The organism is Streptomyces sp. NPDC050732, from assembly GCF_040654255.1.
In the GTDB taxonomy this organism is placed as follows: Bacteria; Actinomycetota; Actinomycetes; order Streptomycetales; family Streptomycetaceae; genus Streptomyces.
In genome coordinates, this window is record NZ_JBFAHP010000091.1 from 1 (window position 1) to 1398 (window position 1398).

Below are 1398 nucleotides of genomic sequence, written 5' to 3' on the forward strand. Positions count from 1 at the left end.
GCTCTTCGTATGGGGGTGGGTGGGGAAAACGCCGCGGAGCGGCGACGCGGGGGAAACAGGTGCAGGAGGACTGGTGGGGCAGCCCGAGCATGACGGGCAACGGCCACACACCATCCCGCTTCGCGGCGGGCTTTCCCACCCGGCCCCCCGAGGGGGAATGGCAGGGCGGGTGGGTGGGGAAAACGCCGCGGAGCGGCGACGCGGGGGAAACAGGTGCAGGGGGACTGGTGGGGCGGCCCGAGCAAGACGGGCGACGCTCACACCCCCACCGCCCAACCGCCGCCGGAACTACGAGTGGCCGAGATCGTCCTCCCCCGCCCCCTCCCCGCTCACCACAGACCCGGAATCCGCCGCAGGCCGCAGCGGCAGTACATCCACCCGCGTCTCGTCGAGCACCGGCGGCGCCGGCCGCGGCGGCTTAGGCATGACCGCGGCCTCCGAGTGCCCACCACACCCGTACGACAGCGACACCACATGCCCGTCCGCAGGCCCGAACTCATTGCCGCAGATACCGAACGCCTGGCCGAGCGAGCCGCCGATCCGCACCAGGAACCCGCAGCTGACGCACGCAGCGGGCGCCGCCTGCGCCATCGGGGTCTTCGCGCCGTACGCCTCGTCCCAGCGGTCCGCGGCGACATGCAGCCCGTAACGGGACAGCACCCGCGCCCGCCGCATGCCCAGTTCGTCGGCGACCGCCGCGATGGAACCGCGGGCCGGCGCGACCGGCAGCTCGGCGGGCGACACCGGCGTGACGTCGGCGTCCTCCGCCTCGACGAGCTCGGCCATCTCCTCCGACACCGCGGAGTTCGGCGGCGGCTCCTCCTCGCCCGAGTAACCCGGCTCCAGACGCAGGTCCTCCGCGTCCGTCGGCAGCAGGTCGCCCGGCCCCATGTCGCCGGGCCGCAGCCGCTCGCTCCACGGCACCCACTCGGGGGCGAGGAGCGCGTCGGGGCCCGGCAGCAGCACCGTCTCGTCGAGGGTGACGACCTTCGCCCGTGAGGCGCGGGCCACCGTCACGGCCCACCGCCAGCCGCGGTAGCCGAATTCCTTGCACTCGAAGAGGTGCGTGACGACGCGGTCGCCCTCGACCACGACCTCGACGTGCTCACCGACCACACCGGGCGCGGCGGCCTCCTCGGCCGCGGCGCGCGCCAGGCCGACCGCCTCGGCGCACAGGCGGTCGGGGGTACGCGGGGTGCGCGGGGTACGGCTTCGCGTTGTCGCTGCGCTCACAAGTATCGCTTCTCTCCTACGCCGTCTCACGAGTGCGCCACCCTTACGCGGGGGTACGGACGGAGCGGACCTCCGGCTCCCGCGAGGCGTAGTTGAGGGCGATCCGCTCCGGGTCGCCCTCGTGCACGAACACGGCCCGCACGCGCCGGCCCCTGGCGCTCCCCT

At 74.2% G+C, this 1398-nt stretch carries 1 protein-coding gene; it reads right to left on the bottom strand.

The window, feature by feature from the left end:
• Window positions 1-288: 288 nt before the first annotated feature.
• Window positions 289-1233 carry a DUF3027 domain-containing protein gene (locus AB0H82_RS36405; RefSeq protein ID WP_362999832.1) on the bottom strand — a complete coding sequence of 315 codons (945 nt, stop codon included), beginning with the start codon at window positions 1231-1233 and terminating at the stop codon, window positions 289-291.
• Window positions 1234-1398: the final 165 nt, after the last annotated feature.